Origin of the sequence: Duganella sp. LjRoot269 (genome assembly GCF_964254095.1) — a bacterium.
In the GTDB taxonomy this organism is placed as follows: domain Bacteria; phylum Pseudomonadota; class Gammaproteobacteria; order Burkholderiales; family Burkholderiaceae_D; genus Rugamonas; species Rugamonas hordei.
Genome location: NZ_CAXUSL020000001.1, coordinates 2,808,771 through 2,830,420 on the forward strand (window position 1 = coordinate 2,808,771; position 21,650 = coordinate 2,830,420).

Below are 21,650 nucleotides of genomic sequence, written 5' to 3' on the forward strand. Positions count from 1 at the left end.
GAGAACACACAATGTCACGTAAATATTTTGGCACCGATGGTATCCGCGGCCTGGTGGGCGAGTCGCCGATCACGCCTGACTTCGTCATGCGCCTGGGCTATGCGGCCGGCAAGGTCCTGGCCGGCACCCGCAGCGGCGGCGCTCGCCCGACCGTATTGATCGGCAAGGACACGCGCATCTCCGGCTACATGCTGGAGGCGGCGCTGGAGGCGGGCTTCTCCGCCGCCGGCGTCGACGTCATGCTGGCCGGCCCGATGCCGACGCCCGCCATCGCCTACCTGACGCGCGCGCTGCGGCTGTCGGCCGGCGTGGTGATCTCGGCGTCGCACAACCCGTTCCAGGACAACGGCATCAAGTTCTTTTCCGACCAGGGCACCAAGCTGCCCGATTCGGTCGAGCTCGATATCGAGGCGGCGCTGGATCTGCCGATGGCCTGCGTGCCGTCGGAAAAGCTGGGCCGCGCCAAGCGCCTGGACGATGCCCAGGGCCGCTACATCGAATTCTGCAAGAGCACCTTCCCCAACGAGCTGGACCTGCGCGGCCTGAAGCTGGTGGTCGACTGCGCCCACGGCGCCGCCTACAACATCGCGCCGCACGTGTTCCATGAGCTGGGCGCCGAAGTGATCGCCATCGGCAACAAGCCGGACGGCTTCAACATCAACCTGGGCCACGGCGCCACCGCGCCGGACGCGATGGCGCTGGCGGTGCGCGCGCACGGCGCCGATCTCGGCATCGCGCTGGACGGCGATGCCGACCGCCTGATCATGTGCGACGCCAATGGCCGCCTGTACAACGGCGACGAGCTGCTGTACCTGATGGTGATGGACCGCATGGCGACCGGCCCGGTGGCCGGCGCCGTCGGCACCTTGATGACCAATATGGCGGTCGAGGTGGCGCTGAAGGAGAAGGGCATCGGCTTCGCCCGCGCCAAGGTCGGCGACCGCTACGTGCTGGAAGTGATGAAGGACAAGGGCTGGATCCTGGGCGGCGAAGGCTCGGGCCACCTGCTGGCGCTGGACAAGCACACCACCGGCGACGGCATCATCTCGGCGCTGCAGGTGCTGTCGGCGCTCAAGCGCAGCGGCCGCTCGCTGGAGCAGTGCGCCGGCGAACTGGTGATCTTCCCGCAAACGCTGATCAACGTGCGCGTCGCGCCCGGTTTCGACTGGACCAAGAACGCCGCCATGGTGGCGGAAAAAGAGCAGGTCGAGCGCGAGCTGGGCGACAGCGGCCGGGTGCTGATACGCGCTTCCGGCACGGAACCGCTGATACGCGTGATGGTCGAAGCCCGCAACGCCCAAGATGCGCAGTCGATGGCGCGCCGCATCGCCGACAAGGTGGAAAACCAGCTGGCCGCTTAAAATTTCAGCAGTGAAATAATCGGCTGGCGTTTCATTGACGCGGGAAGCGCCAGGCGTTAGAATACTGTCTTCGGAGTGTGGCGCAGCCCGGTAGCGCACCTGGTTTGGGACCAGGGGGTCCAAGGTTCGAATCCTTGTACTCCGACCAAGAACTTTTAAAACGGGTTGTCTCCAGGACAGCCCGTTTTTCATTTCCGCAGCATATTCTTGCTGCACACATCTCTGCCCATAGCTCAGTTGGATAGAGCATCAGCCTTCTAAGCTGAGGGTCGCAGGTTCGATTCCTGCTGGGCAGGCCAAAATCTTCACGTTGATCAAACTCACGCGTTGCGACGCCCGCGCCGTGATTTTGTGTCCTATACAACATTTGTTTATTTCAATTTGCTAGTGAGTGGCTTCCAATTGTACAGAAAGTAGGGCAACGAAAAATGTATCCATATATTTTGAACCTTCATATTGATGACGATCAATGGTAAATATTTTGCTTACCAAGAGTTAAATCACTATCATAAATGCAATTTCTAAGGAGGGCATTTATGTGGTTTGAGCTCTATGAAGATGGCTGCAAGAGGACCAAAGAGCCATGGCGATGGCGTCTCAGATCTGGCGATTTAGTCGTGGCACTTTCAGTCGAAGGTTATCCTGACGAGGAGCAATGCCGCTGTGCTGTAAAGGCGCTGACCCGCATCTCGGTTAAAACGCCCATCCGAACTCGGGCTAAGGAAAAATCGGCTGGGGCACATGCCAACGTACCCTAGCGGAAGGGAATCAAACAGGAATAATCGCCACCACCTGGGTTTATGGCTGCACGCAAGGAATTAATTTTCGCTTTTCATTCCGTCAATCAAACATGACAGCCGACGCTCTGAGCGCCGGCCGGATCGCAAATATCAGAACTCGACCCAATCGGCTGCCGCGGCCTGTGCTGCCGGCGCTTTCGCAGGACGGGACGGCGCGGCCTTTGCGCCGCCGCCGCGCGCAGGGCGGGATACCTTGGCCAGCGCCCGGGCCGGGCTTGTAACCACCCGCAAATGTGCGGGCGCCGCCGCCGTGTTGCGATGCCCGGCTTCCGCGCGGATCTTGAATATGCTGACGGTGCGCACCAGGTTTCCGGCCTGGTCGCTCAAGGATTCGGCCGCCGCGGCAGCCTCCTCGACCAGGGAGGCGTTTTGCTGGGTCATATGATCCATCTCGATGATCGCCTGATTGATTTGCTCGATGCCGGCCGATTGTTCCTGGCTTGCGTTCATGATTTCAGCAATCATATCGTTCACGCGTTGCACGCTGTGCACCACCTCGGTCATGGTCGCGCCGGCATCGGTTGCCAGCTTGGAACCGATGTCGACACGCTCGACCGAATTATCGATCAAGGCCTTGATTTCCTTTGCCGCGCTGGCGCTGCGCTGAGCCAGGTTGCGCACCTCGGAAGCCACCACGGCAAACCCGCGGCCCTGTTCTCCGGCGCGCGCCGCCTCGACGGCCGCATTCAAGGCCAGGATATTGGTCTGGAACGCGATGCCGTCGATGACGCTGATGATGTCGACGATCTTTTTCGATGCTTCGCTGATGGAGTCCATCGTGCCGACCACCTGGGCCACCACGGCGCCGCCCTTGGCGGCGATATCGGATGCGCTGATGGCCAGCGCGTTGGCCTGCCGGGCGTTCTCCGCGTTCTGGCGGACGGTCGAGGTCAATTCTTCCATCGACGAGGCGGTTTCCTCCAGCGAACTGGCCTGTTGCTCGGTTCGGGTGGACAGATCGCTATTGCCTGAAGAAATTTCCGCTGCCGCAGTCGAGACCGTCTCTGAATCCTGGCGCACCGACGACACCACCTGGGATAGCGATACTTGCATGCGTTGCACGGCGGCCAAAACGCTGCCGGTATCGTTGGGACGCAGGTGCAGGTCGCCGCTCAGGTCGCCACTGGCTACCTGGCTGACCGCATCGGACAAGGCCTGCGGTTCGGCGCTCAGGGCTTGCAAGAGGTTCTTGGAAATCAGCGTTCCAGCGGTAATGGCCAAGGCGGTGGCAATGACACTGCAGAGTATGAGCATGTTTCTTGATGCGGCAAAGTCTTTGCTGGCCTCGTCAATCAACTGGGCTGACACGGTGGTGGCGAGTTGCGCATACTCGCTGGTCGCGGCAACCAGCGAGGCCAGCAATGGGCGGCACTCTTCATTCATCTTGACGATCGCTTCATCCCTTCGGCCCTGAAGCGCCAGGTCCACGATGGCCAGCGCAACCGGCGAATACGTCTTTTCGATTGCATCTATTTTACGGACCACGCGGCGGGCCTCGTCGGAGGCGGATTTATCCTTGACCATCTCGTTAAGTTTCTGCAAGTTGGAAACCACCTGGGCTTGAGCCTGCTTGACGATCCGGGTTTCCGCTTCGCGGTCCTCGGGCTTGGTCACCAGCACGAGATTTCTTGCGGCGACAGCGCGCAGGCCGACCGCTTCCCGTACCAGGTGTGCGGCTTCGGAGCGCGCGCGCACGCCGTTCACATAGCTTTCAAATTCCTCGTATTGGCGCAAGAAGTTGGTGATCGACATGACGGCGATCCCCACCAGCAGCAGTGTCAGGCCGCCAAAGGCAATGGCAAGCTGAGTTCGTACCGATAATTTTTTCATGATATTTCCCCTGTTTGTATTTCAAGATGCCGTTGGCGTGCATGGCATATCTGGATAAACGTGGCATCAAATCTGGGTGGCTGTTTGCGACGCCGGCTCGCTTTGCCGAGCCAGCCGCCTTAGCTCCGCGACTGGAATCCGCGCCACTTCATGCAGGCGCAGCAGCACGTCGGCGCTGATCGGCAAGCGGCGGCGGCGTATCTTGCTGAGGCGCGGCGGCGAGATGTCCAGCATGCGCGCCAGCGAGGCATCGTTCTTTAGTTGCAAGCGCTTCAGCAAGTGGTCGAGCAGCAGGTGCGGGCAGCGCGGCGGGACTGGAATCGGCGGTGTTTGATCGGGTGTCATGCGGCCTCCTGGGTGGTTGTGGTGGTGAGACGATCGGGCGGGCTGTAGCGGCGCCGGATGGCGTCGAGCGCGGATTCGTCGCAGAACAATGCGGTGATGCAATCGGGGTCGAAATGGCTGCCGCTGCCAGCCTCCATGGCGCTCCTGGCGTGTTCGAAGGACCAGCCCGGCTTGTACGGGCGGGACGATGTCAGCGCGTCGAAGACATCGGCTGCGGCGACGATGCGGCCGTGCAGTGGAATGTCCCTGCCGGCCAAACCGTTCGGATAGCCGCTGCCGTCGTAGCGTTCGTGGTGGGTGGCGGCGATGACGGCGCCGGCCTGCAGCAGCGGTGAATCACTGTCGGCCAGAATCCGCGCGCCGATCTGGGCGTGGCCGCGGATGATCGCCAGCTCGTCCGCATCGAGCCGTCCGGGCTTGAGCAGGATCGCATCCGGAATGCCCAGCTTGCCGATGTCGTGCATGGGCGCGGCGGTGAGGATCAGTTCGCATTCGGCCTCGGGCAGGCCGAGGTTGCGTGCGATCAGTTCGGCATACGCCGCCATGCGCAGCAGATGGCCGCCGGTTTCCGGGTCGCGGAACTCGGCCGCGCGCGACAGCCGGTAGATCGCTTCGCGTTCGCGTGCCGCGATCTCGGCGGTGGCCTTGCGCACCGCCTCGGCCAGATCCGCCGCATGGCTGGCCAACCGCAACTGGGCACTGCGCAGCGCCAGCAGATTGCCGACACGGGCGTTCAGCTCGGCAAAATTAACCGGCTTGGTCAGGAAGTCGTTGGCGCTCAGGCGCAGCGCCTCGTGCCTGATTTTGTGGTGGGTGTCGGCGGTGACCATGACGACCGGCGTATCCTGCTTGCCGGGCAGGGCGCGGAAGCGGCGCAGGAATTCCAGGCCGTCGATCTCGGGCATCATATAGTCGACCACCACCAGGTCGGGCTCGTTGTCGGCGCACCAGTCCAGCGCGATGCGCGGGTTCGACATCGTCACCGGTGGGGTGTCGCTCAGCATTTCCAGCATGTGGCCAAACACGTCCAGGTTGGCTTGGCTGTCGTCGACGATCAGGATTTTCATCAGGCGCTCCGTGGGGTCTCGGTCAGGTGAGTGTCGGGTCAGGCCGCCAGGGCCTCGGGTTCAGTGGTCAGGCCGCGCAGCATGGCGCCGATGTCGAGCATGATGAGCATGCGCTGCTCGACGCTGGCGATGGCCAGCACGTACTCGCTGGCGCCGTGCCGCAGTTGCGGCGCCGGCTTGATCTGGCCCGGCTCGAGGTTGACGACGTCGGCCACGCTGTCGACCACGATGCCGGTGGTGTGCTCGGGCGTGGCAAGGATGATGACCACGGTGGTGGCGTTATACGTGGGCACCGCCAGGCCCAGGCGGATGCGCAGGTCGATCAGCGGCACAATCACGCCGCGCAGATTGATGACGCCCTTCAGATAGTCCGGCGCATTGGCCAGCCGCGTCACCTGGTCGTAGCCGCGCAATTCCTGGACCAGCGCGATGTCGATCGCATATTCTTCGGCGCCCAGGCCGAAGACCAGGTTGCTGCGGGCCGATTGTTCGTTAAATGTTGCACTCATGATCATCTCCTGCCTGGGGTTGGCTGCAAAGATGCAGCGAATTCCACGATTTGCTGCCAGTTCGTTTGGTCTATGGCTGCTTCGACGGCATAATGGCGTTAAGGCGTGGATTTGCTTTGAATTCTTTATTTCTGTGACGATTATAACGAATTTTATTGAATTTGGTAAATTCGTTTTATTTATTTTTCTATTGAGAGGTGCGTGTGGCGAATAAGCGCGGCGATTCCCCTGCGGATGAGGTGTGCACGACCCAGCGAGCGGCGGAAATTCTGGGAATTTCTGTATCTTCTGTGCAACAACTAGTCGAGGCCGGCGTCATCGAAGCCTGGAAAACCAAGGGTGGCCACCGTCGGATTCCGCTGCATGCCGTCTTGCGCTACAAGGCCACGCCGCAGGCGGAGGCGCCACCGCGTACCCCAGCCGCAGGCGGCGGCGTGAGCACCGTGCTGGTGGTCGAAGACAATCCCCTGCAGCGCGCCATCTATGAGCGGCAGTTCAGCTCGTGGGCGCTGCCGGTCAGCCTGACCTTTTGCGAGAACGGCTACCAGGCGCTGATGGAGATTGCCCGCCGCCGCCCGCACGTGTTGCTGGCCGACATCATCATGGACGGCATCGACGGCTATGAAGTGGTGAAGACCATCCTGGCCGATCCGGAGTTGGCGGGCATGCATATCGCGCTGCTGTCCGGCATGAGGGAGGAGGAGCTGGACGAGCGCGGCGGCGTGCCGCCCGGCGTGGTGTTTTTTGCCAAGCCCGTCAATTACGATGAGCTGCGCGGTTATATGAAGGCGTGTTGCGCGCAGTTGCTGCGCCAGTGCGATTGGAATTAAACGAATTAATTAAATTTGACAAATATTTTGTGTTCAGGCAGCATCATCCCATGAGCGGCGCGGAGTGAACCGCGCGCCATCGACAGGGGGAGGGCGGCATGTGGCGGAAAATCTTGATGCGGCTCGACGTGCGCTGGTTGCTGCTCAGCTTTGCGCTGCTGCTGATTGCCGGCACCTGGACCGCGACGCTGTACCAGATCGACGAGGCCAGGCGGCTGCAGGTTGACGACGCCCGGCGCGACGCCCTCGCGCTGGTGCGCCTGTTCAGCGAACATGCCACGCGCACGCTGGAGGCTGCCGACCAGGCGGTCATCTTCCTGCGCCACCGCTATGACGCCGACGGCGCGCATCTCGACATCGTCCGCGAACTGGAAAACGGGCTGCGGCCGGGCGACATCTACAACCAGTTCAGCATCATTGACGAGCACGCGAACCTGGTCTTGTCCAGCCTGCCGTTCAAGTCCGTCAACCTGGCCGACCGCGAGCATGTCCGCGTGCACCTGCAGGCCGATGACGGCCAGCTTTATGTCAGCAAGCCGGTGCTGGGCCGCGTGTCCAACAAATGGTCGCTGCAGCTGACGCGCCGCATCAGCTATCCCGACGGACGCTTCAAGGGCGTCGTGGTGGTGTCCATGGATCCGTATTATTTCACCGGCCTGTATCACGATATCGATGTCGGCCAGCAGGGATCGATTGCGCTGGTGGGCGCCGATGGCGTGGTGCGTGTGCGCCGGGTGGGCAATGACGCCAGCCTGGGCCAGGACATCGGCGCCAGCGCCGTGTTCGCGGCCATGCGCGCCGGCCGCCAGGGCACGCTGATCCACGCCGGGCCGGTTGACGGCAGGGCGCGCCTTTACGCATTCCAGCGGCTGGAGCGCTTTCCGTTGTACGCGCTGGTGGGCATCGATCTGGATGAGCGCATGGCGCGCTATGCGGCCAGCCGCCAGCGCACGCTGTACCTGGCTGCCGGCAGCACGCTGGTGATCCTGCTGTTTGCGTTGGGCTTGCATGTGATGGCTGGCAAGCTCATCGAAAGCAGGGCGCGGGCGATGGTGGCCAATCTGGCCAAATCGCGTTTTCTGGCCAATATGTCGCATGAATTGCGCACGCCGCTGAACGGCATACTCGGCTATTCCGAATTGCTGCAACTCGAACTCGGCGACGAGCGCAGCCGGGGCTTTGCCGACGCCATCCATGGCAGCGGCATGCGCCTGCTGGGACTGATCGAAGCGGTGCTGGAGCTGAGCGCGCTGGAATCGGGCCGGGTGCCGTTGGTGATTGAGCCGCTGAACATCGCCGAGTTGCCGTTGCTGGCGCTGTCCGGCCACCGCGCCGCTGCCGCCGCCAAAGGACTCGCGCTGACTTCGGAGCTGGCCCCCGGCTTGCCCGAGGTCTGGCCGGGCGACCGGGCCAAGCTGATGCGCGTGCTCGATATTTTGCTGCGCAACGCGCTGGCGGCGACCGACGCCGGTTGTGTGACGCTGCGGCTGGCGCCGGCGCCGCGCGGCGGCTTGCGTTGCCAGGTCAGCGACAGCGGGCCGGGCGTGCCGGCCGGAATGCGGCGCGATATCTTTGAAAAATTCACCCAGGCCGATGATTCGGCAAGCCGCGGCAAGCAGGGCGCGGGCCTGGGCCTGGCCATCGCCAGGCTGCTGGTCGAGCTGATGAGCGGGCGCATCTGGCTGGAAAAGAACGCGATGCCCGGCGCGGTGTTTGTCGTTGAGCTGCCAAGGCAAGAGCAGCTGCCGCAAGCGGCCATGGAGGCCGCATGAGCGCCGTCTATCTGGCCATCGATCCGCGCGTGTTGTGGCGGGCGGCAGGCGGGGACCGCCTGTCCTTCCGCGCCTTGTCGCAGACGTTTATCGATGTCGCGCCGGAGCGCCTGGCGGTCCTGCGCCAGGCGCTCGGCGGCGGCCGCCCGGCCGAGATCCGCGCGGCCAGCCACGCGCTCAAGGGCATGACGCTGCTGGTTGGCGCCGACGCGCTCAGTGCCTTACTGCAGTCGCTGGAAATCCAGGCGCACGCGGGCTTGCCGCTGCCGCCGGTAACGCAGCTGGAGGCATTGTTCAGCCAGGTGATGCGGGAGGTCGCGCGCAGCCTGCTCGACTATGACGGCGCCGGGGGGACCGAATGAAAATGCAATCATGGAGGCGGCGTGCAGCCATTCTGTTGCGTGGCCGCGGCCTGGAGGCGCGGCGCACGCTGGCGATGACCGGCGCGGCGCTGCTGCTCTTGCTGGGATCGGCCACCGCCGGCGCCGGCTGGATCCTGCGCGAGCACCAGATCGACGACCGGCGCCAGGACTTGGGCAACCTGTCGCTGCTGCTGGCGGAGAGCACCGCGCAGGTGATGGCTTCCAGCTTCCAGCTGCTCGATGGCGTGACCGGGATCGTGCAGGCCGAGGCCGGCAGCGGCGACGCGCGGATGGCCGCAGCACTGCGTTCGCGGCAGTTGTACCAGTCCTTGCGCGACAAGATCAGTGGCGTGTCGCAGGTCGATGTGATCAGCGTGGTCGATGCCGACGGCAATGTGCTCAATTTCAGCCGCAGCTTCCCCGCGCCCGCGATCAGCCTGGCCGAGCGCGACTACTTTACCTGGCATCGCAGCAACGCCAGCGCCCGGCCGTTCATCAGTGCGCCGGTGCGCAACAAGGGCAACGGCAAGTGGACTTTCTATCTGAGCCGGCGCGTCAATAGCGTTGACGGCAGCTTTGCCGGCGTGGTGCTGGTGGGGGTGTCGGTCGACTTCTTCGCCGATTACTTCCGGCGCGTGAGCCTGGGGCAGAGCGCCGCGGTGACGCTGTACCGCAGCGACTTCACGCTGCTGGCGCGCTGGCCTGAGGCCGAGGAGTTGCTGGGCAAGCGGGTGCTGACCGGCACCACCTATGCCGTCATCAGCGAGGGCTTGAACAACGACGTCCGCATCACCAGCGGCCCGCGCGCCTCCACCGGCCAGCGCGAAGTCTTCCGCATGGGGGCGGTGCGGGCGCTGCGCGATTACCCGCTGATCGTCAACGCCACCATCACCGAGGACCTGCTGCTGGCGGGCTGGTGGCGCAGCCTGCGCCTGCTGGGCATGGTGGCGCTGGTTGGCCTGCTGGGGTTGCTGGCGGCGTTCTGGATGGTGGCGCGGCTGCTGAAACGGCGCGACCGCGATGCCGAGCAGGCACTGCTGCTGCAACAGCAGGCCGATGCCGCCAGCCAGGCCAAATCGCGCTTCCTGGCCATGATGAGCCATGAGATCCGCACGCCGATGAGCGGCATCGCCGGCATGTCGGAACTGATGCTGGAGACGGCGCTCGATCCGGTGCAGCGCGGCTATGCGGAAAACGTGCAGCGCGGCGTCGGCGAGCTGATGCACATCATCAATGACGTGCTGGATTTTTCCAAGATCGAATCCGGCCGCATGACGCTGGACCAACAGCCCTTTGAGCCCGCCGTTCAGCTCATCCAGGTGGTGGAGCTGTACCGCGCCGCGGCCGAGCGCAAAGGCCTGCGGTTGCAGACCCAGGTCGGCGTCGGACCATCCTGGGTCGTCGGCGACGCCGCCCGCGTGCGCCAGGTGCTGGGCAATCTGCTCAGCAACGCCATCAAGTTCACGCCATCCGGTCTCATCACGCTGGATTACACGGCGCGGGTGGACGGTGAACATACCGGTCTGTGGCGTCTGTGCTATGCCGTCAGCGACGAGGGCATAGGGATGGCCCCGGCCGCGCGCGCGCGCCTGTTCGAACCCTTCAGCCAGGCCGACAGCAAGATCAGCGCGCAGTATGGCGGCACCGGCCTGGGCCTGGCCATCTGCAAGAGCCTGTTGGAACTGATGGGCGGCAGCATTGATTGCAGCAGCAGCCCCGGCGCCGGCAGCCGTTTCCAGTTCGACCTGCCGGTCAGGCTGGCGCCGGTGCTGCCGGCGCCCGTCGCCGGCGCGGTTGCGCTGCCGTTGCCTGCGGCCGACAGCGCGCGGCGCAGCGTGCTGGTGGCCGAGGACAACGAAATGAACCGGCAACTGGCGCGCATCCTGCTTACCCGGCTCGGCTGGCAGGTCGACGATGTGCACGACGGCCAGCAGGCACTCGACGCGCTGGCCATACGCCGCTACGACCTGGTGCTGATGGATTGCATGATGCCGGTGCTGAATGGCTATGACGCCTGCCGCCGACTGCGCGAACTGGAGGCCGCCAGCGGCGCCGCGCGGACCACGGTGGTGGCGCTGACGGCCAGCGCCATCGATGGCGATCGCCAGCGCTGCCTGGAGGCCGGCATGGACGATTACCTGAGCAAGCCGTTCAGCGCGGTGCAGTTCAACGCCCTGGTGGCGCGTTGCGCCGCCTTGCGGGTGGCGGATGCAGTCCCGGCAAAATAATTTACATCAAATCGAGGCACGTCATGACATGCTCGCTGCAACACGACATCTGTGAATTTGTCCACCCTGTAGCGGCTATGCCCGGCGTGTGCCACAGTTTCGCCTGCGCCATCCTTGACGCCTTGCCCGACCAGATCGCGATACTGGACGCGGCGGGCATGATCGTTGTGGTCAACGAGGCTTGGCGTACGAGTGGCCAGACGCTGGGCGCGCCGCCCTCGGGCGACGACGTGGGGCGCAACTACCTGGCCGCCTGCCGCAACGCGCGGGGCCTGGGCTCCGAAGGGGCCGCCGACGCCGGGGCGGGCATCAGCGCGGTGCTGGAGGGGCGCAGCAGCTACTTCCAGATGGAGTATGCGTGCTCCACGCCGGCGCAGAAACGCTGGTTCCACATGACGGCGACGCCGCTTGCCTGCGGCTGGCAGGGCGCCGTGGTGGCGCATACGGACATCACGGAGCGCCATCTGGCCGAGGCCAGCTTGCGCGTGGCGGCCACCGCGTTTGAATCGTCCGAAGGCATGATGGTGACCGACGCCAGGGGCGTCATCCTCAAGGTCAACCAGGCGTTTACCCGCATCACCGGCTATGGCGCGGACGAGGCAACCGGCCAAACGCCGCGCATGCTCAACTCCGGTCGCCATGACGCGGCGTTTTACCAGGCCATGTGGGAGGCCATCGCGCAGGACGGCAGTTGGGAAGGCGAGATATGGAATCGCCGCAAGAATGGCGAAGTCTATCCGGAACACCTGAGCATTGCGGCGGTGCGCGACGAGTTCGGCGAGCTTTGCAATTATGTGGCGACGCTGACCGACATCACGGTCAGCAAGGCGGCCAACGATGAGATCCGCAGCCTGGCGTTTTACGACCCGCTGACGCGTTTGCCCAACCGGCGCATGCTGATGGAACGGCTGCGCCAGGTACTGGCCGCCAGCAGCGCGCACGACCGCTACGGCGCGCTGGTGTTTATCGACCTGGATAATTTCAAGACGCTCAACGACACGCTTGGCCACAATGTCGGCGACCTGCTGCTGCAGCAGGTCGGCGCGCGCCTGCAAGGCTGCCTGCGCCATGGCGACACGGTGGCGCGCCTGGGCGGCGACGAATTTGTGGTGCTGCTGGAGCGCATGAGCTGCGACGCGCTGGAGGCGGCGGCCCAGGCTGAAGCGCTGGGCCTCAAGATTCTGGCCGAACTGAACCAGCCGTATCAGCTTGGCATCCATCATTGCCGCAGCACGCCCAGCATGGGGGCGACCCTGTTCCATAACGGGGTTCCGTCCCAACCCGACGAAGTGCTGGCGCAAGCCGATATTGCCATGTATCAAGCCAAGCAGGCCGGCCGCAACGCCATGCGTTTCTTTGACCAGCAAATGCAGGACAGCATCACGGCACGGGAGCGGCTGGAGGAGGGGCTGCGCAAGGCTATTGAATTGCGGCAATTTGACCTGTATTACCAGGCCCAGGTCGGCCATGACGGCCGGATCACCGGGGCGGAAGCGCTGATACGCTGGATCCAGCCCGACGGCAGCTGTGTTTCTCCGGCCGATTTCATTCCGTTGGCGGAGGAGTGCGGTCTCATCTTGCCGATTGGGGCCTGGGTGCTGGAAGCCGCGTGCGCGCAATTGCAGCGCTGGCAGAGCGACCCGGCCACCGCTTCGTTGTTGCTTGCGATTAACGTCAGTGCCGCTCAGTTTCGTCAGAGTAATTTTTTCACGCAGGTGCGTGACACGGTGCGGCGCTACGCCATCGATCCCTCCCGGCTGAAGCTGGAACTGACCGAGGGTATCCTGCTGGAACATACCGAGGAGACGATCTCGAGCATGCAGCAGCTGCGGGACATGGGCGTGCACTTTTCCCTGGATGACTTCGGCACCGGATATTCCTCCCTGCAATATCTGAGGCGCCTGCCGCTGAGCCAGCTGAAGATAGACCGTTCGTTTGTCCATGACCTGGCCGGCGACAATTGTGGCCAGGTCATTGTATCGACGATTATTGCCATGGCACGCAGCCTGGGACTGGATGTGATCGCCGAGGGCGTCGAGAATCCGGTGCAGCACGCGCTGCTGGAACAATTGGGGTGCCACCGCTACCAAGGCTTTTTATTTAGCCGGCCGCTGCCGGTCGCTCAATTCGAGGACTTGCTTGCGGACGGCACGGCGGCAAGCCCTGGCTGATACACTACGCCACCGATAACGGACAGTGGCGTATATATGAATGCAATGACCTTGCCTGGCTGGGCAACGACCGAAGAGACTTCTTTATGGCTCAGCGATAAAACCGGCAAACCATGGAATCTGTCCAGCTTGCTGGCCAGCGGGTTGACGCCCCACGTCTGGCTGGATTATTCGGAAGAATATGCGGATCTGTTTGCCGAGGGAATCAAGCGCTACCCAGCGCCTATATTCTTCGTCGACGACATTAAAAGATTATCCGAAGGCAGTCCCGATGTGCTGATACGCATGACGCGCGACTCCGATAGAATATCTTTTAAACTGACGCCGCCAGGCATTTCCATGCCGCTTAACGCGATCAGATTCTTTCAGCTCGATATAGTCCGGATGGCGGAAGATATTCTGCATCCGCCAGTGCAAGCGCCTGCGCCGGCAAAGGAAATTCCAAAGGGAATGAGCAAGGAAGAAATTATTTTTGTATTTGGCAGCATGGTAAAAATGGATCTGGGGAAATCGCTGGCTGATGCCATCGGTATATTCGGCGACGATGGCGCCCGGGTGAGAAAGAATTCACGCGCTGGTAAAAACAGTTATCTGTGGAATCCCGTGACGCTGGCGCTGGGTTTGAACGACGTCTACCGCGTGCCGATGCCGCGTTTGAAGAAGGCGTTCGCTGTCCAGTCCGAACTGGCACCCTGGAAAGATGCCTGGCTCGAGTCTTTGCGTTTGTTGGGAGAGTGAAAGTATGCTAAAAATTGGCTTGTATGCGCCGTTTTCTGGCGCGTGTCCGAGGAGAGACTGAATGACGATAGACAGCCTGCATTTCACCCCGTGGCCGGCCCTGGCCGGGGGAATATTGATTGGCCTGGCGGCGGCCTTATTCATCCTGCTGAATGGCCGCATCGCCGGCATTAGCGGAATTATTGGCGGCTTGTTACGCCCAAACAAAGGCGATATCGGTTGGCGTTTCGCATTTATTGCAGGCCTGATACTCGCACCTGTCATCTACGGCGTATTTTATGCATTGCCTGCGACGCAAATCGATGCCGGCACCGGCATATTGATACTGGCCGGCTTGCTGGTTGGCGTTGGTACCCGCTATGGCTCGGGATGCACGAGCGGCCACGGCGTTTGCGGAATATCCCGTTTATCGCCCCGATCGATAGCGGCCACGATAATATTCATGGCCGCCGGTTTTGTTACGGTATTCCTTTTGAGGCATCTGTCATGATTATCTCGTTCGCATGCGGCTTGATTTTCGGCTTGGGATTGATTATTTCCGGCATGGCCAATCCGGCCAAGGTATTGGGTTTTCTTGATTTGGCCGGGAAATGGGATCCATCGCTGGCATTTGTGATGGCAGGGGCGATATTGATCGGTTTCTTTGCGTTTCTTTACGCCGGCCGACGCCAAACCACTTTGTTGGGCAAGGAGTTGAAATTACCCACGGCAAAAAATATCGACCGTCGATTGATAATCGGATCGATATTATTTGGTGCGGGTTGGGGATTGGCGGGATTTTGCCCGGGGCCTGCGCTGGTGGGCCTGGGCATGGGTTTGCCCAAGGCGGTTTTATTTGTTTTGGCGATGCTGGCCGGCATGGGATTGTTCGAATTGCTCGAACGCCGGCGCGGTGGATAAGTTCTCGCTGCGACAAATTTGCGCAGCGAGACTTTTCTTATAGAAAACAACTACTTGGCATGGCCCGGTACGGCTTGTTAACAAGCTTATCCACAGAATTTGTTAACAACCCGGCGCTTACTTGCCCAGTACCTGAACTTCGATGCCGGAATACATCGCCGGCGCGTGATAAACCCGCTGGGTGGCCTTCTGGAAGTCCTCCGCCTTGGCTTTCGGAATATCGACGAAGGTTTGCGGGTTCAAGTCCACCAGCGGGAACCAGGAACTCTGGATCTGCACCATGATGCGGTGGCCGCGCCGGAAAGTGTGGTTGACGTCGCTCATGCTGTAATTGACGGCTTCCACCTTGCCTGGCGTGAACGGCTCCGGCTTTTCAAAACTGTTGCGGAATTTGCCACGCAGCGGATCGCCGCGCACCAGTTGCTGGTAGCCGGCCATGGTCAGCGTCGGTTTCGGCACGTCCGGGCCGCGCTCCTCGTCGCCGCCGGCGCTTGGATATTCTGGCGGATAGACGTCGATCAGCTTGACCACCCAGTCCGCATCGGTGCCGGTGGTGGACACGAACAGGCGCGGCTTGACCGGACCGCTCAGCGTCACATCCTCTTCCAACACGTCGCTGCGGTAGGTCAGCACGTCCGGACGGCTGGCGGCGAAGCGCTGGTCGCCGACCATGTATTCCTTCGGCGCGCCCTGCGCCGGATAGGCGGTGAACGGCACCGGCTTGCGCGGATCGGCCACATATTCATCGAACGCCGCGCCGGCAGCCGGCTGTTTCCAGCCCAGCGTGCCGTTCGGCCCCAGGAACAGCGTGCGCGCGGCCGCCTGTTTCGGCGGCCAGGCGGCGTAGTTGCGCCAGACATTGCTGCCGGTCTCAAACGCATAGACTTCGGATACGTTCTTGTTGGCCACACCCTTCAAATGCTGCTCGAAGAAGGGGAACTGGATATTGCTGCGGAATTGCTGGCCGGTCTTGGCGTCGAACTTGACGTAGCCCAGGCTGGCGCCGTCCGCGCGTCCCCAGGCGCCGTGCGACCACGGGCCCATCACCAGCCCGCTATAGATGCCGGGATTGTTGCGCTTGATGGTGTTGTAGGTGGTCAGCGGGCCTTGCAGGTCCTCGGCGTCGTACCATCCGCCCACGGTCAGCACGGCGGCCTTGATGTTCTTCAGGTGCGGCGCGACGTTGCGGGTTTTCCAGAAATCGTCATAGCTGCTGTGCTCGATGGTCGGCATCAGCAGCGCGCGCTGTTTCGGCGTCAGCGTGGCGGTGATGTTGGACAAGGTCAGGTGCGACAGGAAGAATTCGTAGCCGTCGGCCGTGCCGTAGTCGAAATGGTCCCAGGACTTCGGCAGCGGCGTCGGATTTTCCGCTTCGACGAAGGCCGAGTAGAAATCGAAATTGGCCGCCAGCATGAAGGCGCCGCCGTGATATGAATCGTCGTTCATGTACAGGTCGGTCACCGGCGCCTGCGGCGACGCGGCCTTGATCGCCGGATGCGAATCGATGATGCTGGCCGAGGTGTAGAAGCCCGGATACGAGGTGCCGAGTATGCCGACCTTGCCGTTGTTGTTGGCGACGTTTTTCAGCAACCACTCGACGGTGTCGTGCATGTCTTCGCTCTCGTTGCCTTCGCCTTTGGCGCGCGCGGCGTTGACGTGCGGCGTCATTTCCTGCCACTTGCCTTCGGACATGTAGCGTCCGCGCACATCCTGCTTGACGAAGATGTAGCCGCTGTCCTCAAACTCCTGCGACGGGCCGATGTGTTCCGGATAAAAATCCACGCCGTAATGCAGCTCGCCGCCGCTGTTCACGCCGGCGCTGTAGGGCGTGCGCTGGACCAGGAAGGGATAGGTCTTGCTGGCGTCCTTGGGCACATAGACGGCGGTGAACAGCCGCACGCCGTCGCGCATCGGGATGCGGAATTCGTATTTGGTGTAGTGCTCGCGCAGGGAGTATTTGGGCGCGGTATCGGCTGCGCCGGCGTGAACGGATAGTCCACCCAGCATCAAGGCCAAGGTTATGGCGGTAAGACGCAGTTTCATAGGTTCCTTTTTTTGTTGAAAAGCAAACCCGTAAAGTGTAATCGCAGTGGATAACTTTCGCTGCGACAAATTTGCGCATCCGAACTTTATCCATAGAAAACATCAGCTTAGAAGACGGTGGGGGTCGTTGTTAACAGCCTTATCCACAGATTCTGTTAACAAGTAGGCGGCAAAGGATTGTTGCAAAATTTTACAATTTTCTCTTTGTGTTAGCGAACGTACAGTTGTGCTCGCAACATCTTTATATGCTTCGTATTACCGGATGGGGACATTCGGACAACTTTGCTCAACTCGCTACTCCTATTGGATACCAAATGAAAATCAAAAATATGTTGCTCGCCTCTATGATCGCCGGCGCCAGTCTGTTCGGCACCTCGGCCTTCGCTGCGGACATCGGCAAAACCGCCGTCGTTACGCTGGACGACGACGGCATGGGCGGTTTCACCGCTGCGCTGGGTGCGACATTCAATAGCGCGGCCATGGGCAAGACCTTCAGCGATTTCTACACCTTCACGCTGTCTGACTCGTACGACTCGTCGGCCTCGCTGACCTCGACCTACCTGAACAAGACGACGCTGAAAGACCTGTCGATCACCGGGTTCAGCTTGGTCAAATACGATGCCTCGAACACCGTCGTTCAAACCTACATGGGCACCAATACCACGGCCAGCGGCAGTCACATCGACACCTGGGAGCTGAATGGTTTGCCACTGAGCGCCGGAAAATATGCGATTGAGATCGACGGCAAGGTGCTGGGCAATGCCGGCGGCAGCTATGCTTCCGACCTGAACGTGTCGATCGCGGCCGTTCCGGAACCAGAAACCTACGGCATGATGGTCGTCGGCCTGGGTCTGCTGGGTGTGGTTGCGCGTCGCCGCAAGCAAGCCTAAGTCAGGCAATCAGTAAGAAACGCGCCTGAGACTACGACTCAGGCGCGTTTTTGCGTTGACGGCATGGACTCAAAAAACGGCCTACAATGCGGAATGAAGACCCTGCGCAAAGTGTTGTTGGCGCCGGCGTTGTGCCTGCTTTGGGGCGGATACGCCAGCGCCGATACGCCGCAAAAGCAGGCTCATACAGAAAAGGCGGCGCAAGGCCACCATATCGACCGCTCAGGTAAAACCCGCAAGGGCAAGGCTTCCTACTACGGCCGCCGTTTCCACGGCAAGAAAATGGCGAACGGCGAGACCATGAAGCCCGACAGCAATGCCGCCGCCAGCAAGACGCTGCCGGTGGGCACGGTTGCCAAGGTCACCAATCTGGAGAACAACAAGAGCGAGGTGGTGGTGGTCAAGGACCGGGGACCGTATGTCGACGGCCGCATCATCGATGTCACGCCCAAGACCGCCGACAAGCTGGATATGAAGGAAGAGGGCGTGGCACCGGTGGCGGTGACGCCGCTCAAGCTGCCGCCCAAGCCGGAGGCCGCATCGGCGCCGCCGGACAAGGCCAAATAGTTGCTCCGTCAGGCTGGCGCCAGACTGTCGATCAGCGCGCGGCAGGCGGCCGACATGCGCCGGTGCGGCGCGTAGATCAGCGAGAACGGCTTGCTGCGGTCGCACAGCGCCGGCAGCACTTCCACCAGTTGTCCGTTGCGCAGTCGTTCCTCCACCACGAAGCGGTAGGTCTGGCAGATGCCCAGCCCCTGCTGCGCCATCGACACCACGCCCAGCACGTCGTCGGCCACCCGCATGCGCGGCGGCGCCAGCCAGTCTACGTCGCGGCCGTCGACGCGCAGCAGCCACGGCGCCTGTCTGCCGGTGCTGGGCAAGGTGAAGGGCAGGCAGGCGTGCGCGGCCAGTTGCTCCAGGTCCTGCGGCGTGCCCGCTCGCTGCAGGTAGTCCGGCGCGGCGACCAGGCAGACCGGCGATTCGTCGAGGCGCCTGGCGACCAGCCCGCTGTCGGCCAGCTCGCCCAGGCGTATCGCCATGTCATAGCCTTCGTCGACCAGATCGACGTTGCGGTTCGTGATGCTCAGTTCGATGACGACCTTGGGATGCTGCTCCATGAACGGCCGCAGCAGTTGCGGCAGCCGGTAATGGCCGTAGCTGGTCGGCGCGCTGATGCGTATCGTGCCGGACAACTCGCCGCCCCGGCCCTGGATCGCCCGCTCCGCGTCGGCGATCAGGCCGAAGGCGCTGCGGGCTTGCTCCAGGTAAAGCGTGCCGGCCTCGGTGACGCTCAGGCGGCGCGTGGTACGGCGCAGCAGTTGCACGCCGAGCCGGCTTTCCAGCCTGGCCACGGCGCGGCTCAGCACCGACGGCGTGGTGCCGAGCGCCACCGCGGCGGCGCTGATCGTGCCCTTGTCGACGATGGTGACGAAGGCTTCCACATCCGCCATGTGATCGAATTGCCTGGCCATTCCAGCCTTTCAAGAACAAATGATTTGATTTTCAGATTATTTACACACTCTACAGTCATCAATACAGTAGCGCTACTGCAAAACACTACTCTGGAGCGCAATATGAACCACACCATCCTCAAAACCGCCGCCGGTGCCGTACTGGGCCTGGCGGCGCTCACCGCCAACGCCGCCAACGTGCTGGTGGTACTGTCTGACGCCGCGCAACTGGAGTTGCGTGACAATCGCAGCTTCAACACAGGCTTCTATGCCAACGAGTTGATGCAGCCGGTTAAAAAGCTGCTGGACGCCGGCCATGTCGTCACCTTCGCCACCCCGCTGGGCAAGGCGCCGACACTGGATCGCCTGTCGGTCGACAAGGCCTATTTCGGCAACGACGAGGCCAGCATGCGCGAACACCTGGCGTTGCTGGACAAGCTGCAACTGACGTCGGCCCTGCATTCGCCGGTCATCAGCCTGGCGCGCGTGGAGCAGAACGGCTATGGCCACTATGACGCCATCTACATTCCCGGCGGCCACGCGCCGATGCAGGATTTGCTGCACAGCGCGCCGCTTGGCCGATTGCTGCGTGACTTCCACGCCAACGCCAAGCCGACCGCGCTGGCCTGCCATGGTCCGATCGCCTTGCTGTCGGCAATGGAGCAGCCCGAGCAGTTCACCGCGGCGCTGGCCGCCGGAGGCAAAGTCAAGGCGCCGGCCTGGATCTACGCTGGCTATGAAATGACGGTCTTCAGCAACGCCGAGGAAGACGCCACCAAAGACATGCTGAATGGCGGTGCCATGAAGATCTGGCCGCAAAACGCCCTGCAGCGCGCGGGCGGCGTCTACAGCAGCGCGGCCAATTGGCAAAGCTGGGTGGTGGCCGACCGCGAGCTGATCACCGGCCAGAACCCGGCGTCGGCAGTCGGCGTGGCCGACCAGCTGCTGGCGCGGCTCAAGCGTTGAATCAGGCATGGACGAGGCGACCTGCACGCGCCTCAGCTACGAGTTGACGTGCCGCCGCCGCCGTCTACCTCCCTTGCGGGGGCAGGAACATCTTCCGCTGCAACGGATTGACGTCTTTTTTCAGCATGGACGGTACGAACGGATCCTGCATGAACGCCAGCGACTTGTAGAACGATTCGGTGCCGTTGGCGGCCTCCAGCAGCAAGCGGCGTACGCCCAGGCCGTGGCAATACTGTTCGATGCGCTGCATGAACCAGTGACCGACGCCGCGGCCGCGAAACTTGCTGCTGACAATCACGTCGGCAACATAACAAAACTCGGGCGGCGCCAGCTCCAGACGCGCAATGGCGATCTGCTTCTTGTTGGATTCGACGCTGACCCAGACAATCTTGCCGCGCGGATCGACTACCTTGGGCTGCGGCGCATCGGGCCAGTCGGCGTCCTTGCGAAACGCGCTCAAGGCCTTGGGGGACAGGGGAGACGTCAGGGGGACAAACTGCAAATCTTCGTGCATACGTGTATTCAACTAAGGGATACGCGTAGGGTAAGCGCCGCACGATAGGAGTACAAGCGGGGATTTGTATAGTCTTGTGTCAGTTGGGACGGAAGTGCGTCATCATGGCCTGGATGGCGCCGCGTTTTTTCAGCGACTGGATCGCCCTGTCGACGTTCGGCAGCGTCAGCTTGCCGTTCGGCGGCAGCGCGCAGTAGGTGTCGAAGGCCGACACCTTGTAGGCCACCGGATTGAGCAGCGCCCGTTCCGGATGGATCTTGCGCTGGTAATCGAAATACAGCGAGTTGGTCAGCATGTAGGCGAAGCGATAGCGCAGCAGCTTGGCCAGGTTCAGGTCGTCGCTGGCGGCATCGTCGCGGATGAAATCCTCGCCCAGCGGTTGCTCCAGATGACTGTAGCGGTAGCCGAGGATGGTGCCCATGCGCTGCCTGCGCAGTTCGTCCACGCTGCGTATCGCCGCCGTATCGCTGCGGCTGGCAATGATCTCGTTATTGGTGAAGATGGCGGCGCTCCACAGCCAGTCCTTGCCGTCGAGCCATTCCGGCCGCAGGTCGCACAGGATGTCGGCCTGGCCGGCCGCCAGCGGCACTTCGACCCGTTTGCGCGGCACCGTCAGGTAGCGCGGCGTCATGCCCAGCTCGCGCGCCAGCGCATCGCCGAACTCCTTCAGCAGGCCGCCCGCCAGCACGCCGTCGCGGAAGTCCGTCATCGGCATCGCGCTGCCGGTCGATACCACGTAGACCAGCTCGCCGGCCCGGGACGGCGCGGCCAGCAGCAGGGCGGCTAAAAAAAAGATGGGCAAGCTCATGCGGATATCATACTGCAGCCGAAGCGCTGCGGTCGAAGCGGGCGCCGCGGGCTTGTGCGAGAATG

20 protein-coding genes and 2 tRNA genes are annotated in these 21,650 nt (G+C 62.4%); 14 read left to right on the plus strand and 8 right to left on the minus strand.

The window, feature by feature from the left end; genetic code table 11:
• Positions 1 to 11: 11 nt before the first annotated feature.
• The 3 genes from glmM (at position 12) to ACSQ3S_RS12645 (ending at position 1,660) form a co-directional block, all read left to right on the plus strand.
• Entirely contained in the window at positions 12 to 1,361 is a 1,350-nt protein-coding gene (glmM, locus tag ACSQ3S_RS12635) for a phosphoglucosamine mutase (protein ID WP_176653905.1), read from the plus strand.
• Between the two features lie 71 nt (positions 1,362 to 1,432).
• Positions 1,433 to 1,509: transfer RNA gene (locus ACSQ3S_RS12640), tRNA-Pro, on the plus strand.
• 74 nt (positions 1,510 to 1,583) lie between these two features.
• Positions 1,584 to 1,660, plus strand: a tRNA-Arg gene (locus ACSQ3S_RS12645).
• Between the two features lie 591 nt (positions 1,661 to 2,251).
• Here ACSQ3S_RS12645 and ACSQ3S_RS12650 read toward each other — a convergent pair.
• From ACSQ3S_RS12650 to ACSQ3S_RS12665, 4 genes are all read right to left on the minus strand, one after another.
• On the minus strand, positions 2,252 to 3,991 hold the full coding sequence (locus tag ACSQ3S_RS12650; RefSeq protein ID WP_436142575.1) for a methyl-accepting chemotaxis protein: 1,740 nt from the start codon (positions 3,989 to 3,991) through the stop codon (positions 2,252 to 2,254).
• Positions 3,992 to 4,057: 66 nt separating this feature from the next.
• Positions 4,058 to 4,336: a helix-turn-helix domain-containing protein gene (locus ACSQ3S_RS12655; protein ID WP_436142576.1), complete on the minus strand. Its 279-nt coding sequence runs from the start codon at positions 4,334 to 4,336 to the stop codon at positions 4,058 to 4,060.
• Positions 4,333 to 5,403, minus strand: a complete 1,071-nt coding sequence (locus ACSQ3S_RS12660; protein ID WP_436142577.1) for an HD domain-containing phosphohydrolase — start codon at positions 5,401 to 5,403, stop codon at positions 4,333 to 4,335. The genes ACSQ3S_RS12655 and ACSQ3S_RS12660 overlap by 4 nt, the downstream gene beginning before the upstream one ends.
• A 38-nt stretch (positions 5,404 to 5,441) precedes the next feature.
• Positions 5,442 to 5,912, minus strand: a complete 471-nt coding sequence (locus tag ACSQ3S_RS12665; RefSeq protein WP_436142578.1) for a chemotaxis protein CheW — start codon at positions 5,910 to 5,912, stop codon at positions 5,442 to 5,444.
• A 239-nt stretch (positions 5,913 to 6,151) separates the two neighbouring features.
• Here ACSQ3S_RS12665 and ACSQ3S_RS12670 point away from each other — a divergent pair, with 239 nt between their 5' ends.
• The 8 genes from ACSQ3S_RS12670 (at position 6,152) to ACSQ3S_RS12705 (ending at position 14,913) form a co-directional block, all read left to right on the plus strand.
• Positions 6,152 to 6,742 (plus strand): response regulator, encoded by a 591-nt coding sequence (locus ACSQ3S_RS12670; protein WP_436145016.1) that lies wholly within the window; start codon positions 6,152 to 6,154, stop codon positions 6,740 to 6,742.
• A gap of 98 nt (positions 6,743 to 6,840) precedes the next feature.
• Positions 6,841 to 8,514, plus strand: a complete 1,674-nt coding sequence (locus tag ACSQ3S_RS12675) for a cache domain-containing sensor histidine kinase (RefSeq protein WP_436142579.1) — start codon at positions 6,841 to 6,843, stop codon at positions 8,512 to 8,514.
• Positions 8,511 to 8,876 carry an Hpt domain-containing protein gene (locus tag ACSQ3S_RS12680; protein ID WP_436142580.1) on the plus strand — a complete coding sequence of 122 codons (366 nt, stop codon included), beginning with the start codon at positions 8,511 to 8,513 and terminating at the stop codon, positions 8,874 to 8,876. Before ACSQ3S_RS12675 ends, ACSQ3S_RS12680 begins: the two co-directional genes overlap by 4 nt.
• Entirely contained in the window at positions 8,873 to 11,104 is a 2,232-nt protein-coding gene (locus ACSQ3S_RS12685; protein WP_436142581.1) for an ATP-binding protein, read from the plus strand. The genes ACSQ3S_RS12680 and ACSQ3S_RS12685 overlap by 4 nt, the downstream gene beginning before the upstream one ends.
• 77 nt (positions 11,105 to 11,181) lie before the next feature.
• Positions 11,182 to 13,275: a putative bifunctional diguanylate cyclase/phosphodiesterase gene (locus ACSQ3S_RS12690; RefSeq protein ID WP_436142582.1), complete on the plus strand. Its 2,094-nt coding sequence runs from the start codon at positions 11,182 to 11,184 to the stop codon at positions 13,273 to 13,275.
• A 36-nt stretch (positions 13,276 to 13,311) separates the two neighbouring features.
• Entirely contained in the window at positions 13,312 to 14,013 is a 702-nt protein-coding gene (locus tag ACSQ3S_RS12695) for a hypothetical protein (protein ID WP_436142583.1), read from the plus strand.
• A gap of 61 nt (positions 14,014 to 14,074) precedes the next feature.
• Positions 14,075 to 14,503, plus strand: a complete 429-nt coding sequence (locus tag ACSQ3S_RS12700; protein WP_436142584.1) for a YeeE/YedE family protein — start codon at positions 14,075 to 14,077, stop codon at positions 14,501 to 14,503.
• Entirely contained in the window at positions 14,500 to 14,913 is a 414-nt protein-coding gene (locus tag ACSQ3S_RS12705) for a DUF6691 family protein (RefSeq protein WP_353402421.1), read from the plus strand. Before ACSQ3S_RS12700 ends, ACSQ3S_RS12705 begins: the two co-directional genes overlap by 4 nt.
• A 117-nt stretch (positions 14,914 to 15,030) precedes the next feature.
• Here the strand turns inward: ACSQ3S_RS12705 and ACSQ3S_RS12710 are convergent, their stop codons facing one another.
• Positions 15,031 to 16,956 carry a CocE/NonD family hydrolase gene (locus tag ACSQ3S_RS12710; protein ID WP_436142585.1) on the minus strand — a complete coding sequence of 642 codons (1,926 nt, stop codon included), beginning with the start codon at positions 16,954 to 16,956 and terminating at the stop codon, positions 15,031 to 15,033.
• Positions 16,957 to 17,270: 314 nt separating this feature from the next.
• Between ACSQ3S_RS12710 and ACSQ3S_RS12715 the strand changes: the two genes are divergently transcribed.
• Positions 17,271 to 17,846, plus strand: a complete 576-nt coding sequence (locus tag ACSQ3S_RS12715; RefSeq protein ID WP_436142586.1) for an FxDxF family PEP-CTERM protein — start codon at positions 17,271 to 17,273, stop codon at positions 17,844 to 17,846.
• A 93-nt stretch (positions 17,847 to 17,939) separates the two neighbouring features.
• A complete protein-coding gene (locus ACSQ3S_RS12720) occupies positions 17,940 to 18,413 on the plus strand; it encodes a septal ring lytic transglycosylase RlpA family protein (protein ID WP_436142587.1) in 474 nt (157 codons plus the stop codon).
• Positions 18,414 to 18,421: 8 nt separating this feature from the next.
• Here ACSQ3S_RS12720 and ACSQ3S_RS12725 read toward each other — a convergent pair whose 3' ends face one another.
• Positions 18,422 to 19,318, minus strand: a complete 897-nt coding sequence (locus ACSQ3S_RS12725; RefSeq protein WP_353402428.1) for a LysR family transcriptional regulator — start codon at positions 19,316 to 19,318, stop codon at positions 18,422 to 18,424.
• 102 nt (positions 19,319 to 19,420) lie between these two features.
• Here ACSQ3S_RS12725 and ACSQ3S_RS12730 point away from each other — a divergent pair, with 102 nt between their 5' ends.
• Positions 19,421 to 20,263 carry a type 1 glutamine amidotransferase domain-containing protein gene (locus ACSQ3S_RS12730; RefSeq protein ID WP_436142588.1) on the plus strand — a complete coding sequence of 281 codons (843 nt, stop codon included), beginning with the start codon at positions 19,421 to 19,423 and terminating at the stop codon, positions 20,261 to 20,263.
• 64 nt (positions 20,264 to 20,327) lie between these two features.
• On the opposite strand, the gene ACSQ3S_RS12735 is transcribed toward ACSQ3S_RS12730, so the two are convergent.
• Both ACSQ3S_RS12735 and ACSQ3S_RS12740 read right to left on the minus strand, forming a co-directional pair.
• Entirely contained in the window at positions 20,328 to 20,777 is a 450-nt protein-coding gene (locus ACSQ3S_RS12735; protein ID WP_436142589.1) for a GNAT family N-acetyltransferase, read from the minus strand.
• A 79-nt stretch (positions 20,778 to 20,856) separates the two neighbouring features.
• Positions 20,857 to 21,585 carry a substrate-binding periplasmic protein gene (locus ACSQ3S_RS12740; protein WP_436142590.1) on the minus strand — a complete coding sequence of 243 codons (729 nt, stop codon included), beginning with the start codon at positions 21,583 to 21,585 and terminating at the stop codon, positions 20,857 to 20,859.
• Between the last annotated feature and the right edge of the window lie 65 nt (positions 21,586 to 21,650).